The sequence below is a fragment of the Noviherbaspirillum sp. genome, from assembly GCF_035944575.1.
Classification (GTDB): domain Bacteria; phylum Pseudomonadota; class Gammaproteobacteria; order Burkholderiales; family Burkholderiaceae_D; genus Noviherbaspirillum.
On record NZ_DASZBA010000078.1, the window covers coordinates 1 to 4,175 of the forward strand.

Genomic DNA, 4,175 nt, shown 5'->3' on the forward strand with positions numbered 1-4,175 from the left:
TGGCTCCGCACCGGCGATCTCGGTTATGTCGATGGTGACGGCTTTCTCTACCTGGTCGACCGGAAAAAGGAAATGATCGATAGCGGCGGCGTGAAGATCTATCCACGCGATATCGAAGAGGTCGTGGTCCGGCATCCGGACGTGCTGGAAGCGGCGGTGTTCGGCATCCCGCACGACAAATGGGGTGAAACTCCGCTCGCCGCGGTGGTGCTGAAACGTGCCGACGCCCTTTCGGAAAAAGAACTCAGGGAGTGGATCAACGGGCGGGTCAGTGCGCGTTACCAGCGGGTGCAGGAGGTTGCCATCCTGAAGGAATTTCCGCGCAACGCCGCCGGAAAGATACTCAAGCGGGAACTGCGGGACAAATATTGGCAGGATAGGGAAGCAAAGATCTAAGCATTTGCCTGACCGCTCCGGAAATGAAAAAGGGTTGCATCAAGCAACCCTTTTTTACGGCAGTCCGTATTGTATTGACCGCGGATCCCGGATCGCCTTATTTGCTCTCGATCTTGAATACCGCTTTTACTTCGCGCTTGACGTCCTCGATTGCTTTCATGTGCGCATCCTTGTTGTAGCCAACGGTGGCGCCCACGCCGGTGCAGGCATCGGTACGGCCGAACGGCTTGCCGGTATCCATGTTCATGATGCTGCCGCCCGCGCCTTCCTCCAGCCGGCATTTCACGGCCTGCTGCGCCTGCGGCAGGCTCACCTTCGGCGGCAAGGTCTGCGAGTCGAAGCCGTGATAGGAATCCGCATAGCCGATGATGGAAACATCCGCGCCGCGAGCCTGCAGGCGGCTGACATAGTCACGGCATGGTGCAATCGGCACATAGTCGTCGGCCTCGCCATGGAAGATGCGGATCGGCTTGGCATCGACTTTCTCGTCATCGATATATTTGTAGCAGGGCGGGTAGAAGGCCATGTATGTCGCAAATCGCGCCTTCTTGCTGCCATAGGCTTCGTTGAACCGGTCCATCGCCGCGTACACGCTTGCTACGCCGCCTTTTGAAAATCCGAGAACGCCGATGCGCTGCGGGTCGACCATCGGATGAGTGGCCAGGAGATCCAGCGCGCGGTAAGTGTCGTATAGCATGGCCAGATGGTCCAGCAGGCCCTGATCGGCGACGGTGCTGGTGATGCCCCGGCCGCTGAAGGAGTCGAGCAGGAAAACCGCAACGCCGATTGAATTGAGTTCATGCGCCCAGCGATCGATGTTGATACCGATTCCGGACGAGCCGTGGACTGCGATCAGGGTAGGGAATTTCGTTCCCGGCTTACCGACCGGCAGACGGAGTTCGCCTGCGAGGGTGACCGGTTTGCCGTCTGTTTTACCGCTCAGGAACTGGGCGGTGGACAAGGTCATGCTTTGTATCGGATGAACTTCCGTGCGTCCAGCGTATTGTTGTGCGCATACGGAACTGGCCAGCACCATCGCGATGCCGGCAACCAGGCTTTTTACTACCTTCATTGTTTATCTCCTTGGCGTGTATGAATCGGCCGCTCTTCGGCGGCCTCTTCTTCCCGCATCTAGGTGATGATGCGGTAGCAAGGATTATATTTCTTTCCGGGAAGTTTCATACGGTGTTGTGCAACGAAAGACGACAGAAGCGCATCCATCGGCCCCATGATTTTCGCGTCGCCACGGATTTCGAACTTGCCGTGTTTTTCGATAGCGCGGATGCCCTGATCCTTCACATTGCCAGCCACGACGCCGGAGAACGCGCGGCGCAGGTTCGCCGCCAGCAAGTGACTGGGCTGGTCCTTCTGCAACCGCAGGTTGCGCATGTTTTCATGCGTCGGGAAAAATGGTTTCTGGAATTCGTGATCGATCTTGAGCAGCCAATTGAAGTAGTAGGCATCGCTGCGCTCCTTGCGGAATTCACGGACTCGCTTCATGCCATCCTGCATTTCCTGCGCCACGCGGACCGGATCGTCGACGATGATCTTGTAGCGCCGCTGTGCTTCCGGTCCTATCGTTTCGCCGATGAATTGATCGATCTGCGTGAAATAGTCGGCTGCGCTCTTCGGACCGGTAAAGACGAGTGGGAAGGGAAGCTCCGCGTTGTCGGGATGTAGCAGGATGCCGAGTATGTACAGTATCTCCTCGGCCGTGCCCGCGCCGCCGGGGAACACCACGATGCCATGTCCCGCGCGCACGAACGCTTCCAGACGCTTCTCGATATCGGGGAGGATCACCAGGTCGTTCACAATCGGATTCGGCGATTCGGCGGCAATGATGCCAGGCTCTGAAAAGCCGAGATAACGGCCGCCGGTGATGCGCTGCTTGGAGTGTGCGATCGCGGCACCCTTCATCGGTCCCTTCATCGCACCCGGGCCGCATCCGGTGCAGATATCCATCGCCCTCAATCCGATTTCATAGCCGACATCCTTGGTGTAGTCGTATTCTTCGCGCGAAATCGAGTGGCCGCCCCAGCAGACGACGATGTTCGGCGTGGTCATCGGCCGCAGGACATTGGCGTTGCGCAGGATGTGGAATACCGAATCGGTGAGGCCTTCGGTGGTTTCGAGATTGAACTTCGGATTGCCGATAATCTCGTCGTTGATGTAGATCACGTCGCGCAAAACGGCAAACAGGTGTTCATGTATGCCCTTGATCATCTTGCCGTCGACGAAGGCGCGCGCAGGGGCGCTCTTCATGTCGAGCTTGATGCCTCGCTCGCGCTGGATGATGCTGATATCGAAGTTCTTGTAGCGCTCGAGCAGTTCCTTGCCATCGTCCAAGCCGTTGCCGCAGTTGAGGACCGCCAGCGAGCAGCTGCGGAATACATCATATAAGCCGCCCTGGCTGGTATCGAGCAGCTTTGCTACTTCAGCCTTGGAGAGGATTTCAAGGCGGCCTTCCGGCGAAATTTGTGTATCGACAACGTTGTATTCCATAGATTCGCAGTTATTTCACATGGTAGTTATGGTGATTGCCTGGGTTGCTAAAGCACCGCGACAGCATGCGTCCAATTCTATTACGGTCTCGAATGCAGCGATACGGGTTCCTTACCTTTGTATGTCAAACCGTAAAGACAGCGCGAACAGATCAATGCTTGCATGATGGACATCAAACGCTGCGCTCATTACACTCGGATTTCCACGGGCGCGGCGGCCCGCGGCAGCGTTTAATGATGGCCGCCGCCCTGCAAAAGCATTATTCGTATGAAGGAGACAATATGAAGGGCAGCTGCCTATGCAAGACAGTGACTTATGAAGTCGACAAGCTGGCGTCCTCCATCCAGCATTGTGCTTGCCGTACCTGCCGGAAGGCACATGCAGCGGCGTTCAACAGTGCAGCAGCGGTCAAGCCGGCGGATTTCAGATGGACCGCCGGACAGGATGCCTTGAAGTCTTTCGAGTCGTCGCCCGGAAAGCGGCGTTATTTTTGTTCCGTCTGCGGGTCGCATCTGCTGGCAAGCAGGGAAGGCAAGCCGTACCTGATCCTGCGCGTGGCGACGCTCGACGATGATCCCGGAGTGCGGCCCGAGTTCATGATCTGGAAGTCGCACGCGGCACCCTGGCTTACGTTCGATGATGCGGTGCCTGCGCATGCGGAGTGGCAGCCAGGACATCAATAATCCATTCAGATATCGACGAAACCGCGGCCGAGTTCAATCACACGGCCACCGACATGAATCCGCCTTTCCGCGCTGACGTGAAGATGCAGTGTGCATTTGCGGCCGACGGCTTCGCCCTGGCGAATCTGTACACTGCGAGGAAGCGGTCTGCCGGCCGCGATCAGCCATCCTCCGAGGTTGGCGCAAGCCGATCCAGTACCCGGATCTTCGGCTACGCCGCCGCCTTGCATGGTAAAAAAGTAGCGTGCGACGACCTCGGCGCTGCTCGCGGCATCTCCATCGAATGCGAAGACGTAAGCGGTCTTCCTGCCCAGACTGCTCACCAGCCATTGGTTCAGCAAGTCGCCGGCCGGCTGAGCACGAGCTACCGCATCAACCGACCTTACAGGCATGAGCAACTGGTCGGTGCCCGTATTCACCCACATCGGCGACTCAAGCAAGTCCGCTGCAGTCAATCCGACCATTCGTGCAATGAAGTCGTCGGGGAGTCCGGTGGAGCGGGTTTCCGGCATGCCGGATGCAGGGGCGACGAAGGTCCATGTGTCTTCCTGCGCGCTGACATCCACCAGGCCGACCTTGAATTCGAGCTTCAAC

At 57.8% G+C, this 4,175-nt stretch carries 5 protein-coding genes; 2 read left to right on the forward strand and 3 right to left on the reverse strand.

From position 1 onward, the window contains the following. Window positions 1-396 (forward strand): class I adenylate-forming enzyme family protein (locus VGU61_RS04390; protein ID WP_414691593.1); only part of this gene is annotated, 396 nt, incomplete at its 5' end. Window positions 397-493: 97 nt separating this feature from the next. Here VGU61_RS04390 and VGU61_RS04395 read toward each other — a convergent pair. Together VGU61_RS04395 and ppnN are read right to left on the reverse strand one after the other, a co-directional pair. Further along, the gene (locus tag VGU61_RS04395; RefSeq protein WP_326857882.1) at window positions 494-1,468 is read right to left on the reverse strand and encodes a dienelactone hydrolase family protein; all 975 of its coding nucleotides are present in this window, start codon (window positions 1,466-1,468) and stop codon (window positions 494-496) included. Window positions 1,469-1,527: 59 nt separating this feature from the next. Beyond that, window positions 1,528-2,898 (reverse strand): nucleotide 5'-monophosphate nucleosidase PpnN, encoded by a 1,371-nt coding sequence (gene ppnN / locus VGU61_RS04400; protein WP_326857883.1) that lies wholly within the window; start codon window positions 2,896-2,898, stop codon window positions 1,528-1,530. A gap of 281 nt (window positions 2,899-3,179) precedes the next feature. Here ppnN and VGU61_RS04405 point away from each other — a divergent pair, with 281 nt between their 5' ends. Continuing rightward, the gene (locus VGU61_RS04405; protein WP_326857884.1) at window positions 3,180-3,581 is read left to right on the forward strand and encodes a GFA family protein; all 402 of its coding nucleotides are present in this window, start codon (window positions 3,180-3,182) and stop codon (window positions 3,579-3,581) included. A gap of 5 nt (window positions 3,582-3,586) precedes the next feature. On the opposite strand, the gene VGU61_RS04410 is transcribed toward VGU61_RS04405, so the two are convergent. Beyond that, a partial coding sequence (locus VGU61_RS04410; protein WP_326857885.1) for a PhzF family phenazine biosynthesis protein occupies window positions 3,587-4,175 on the reverse strand: 589 nt, incomplete at its 5' end.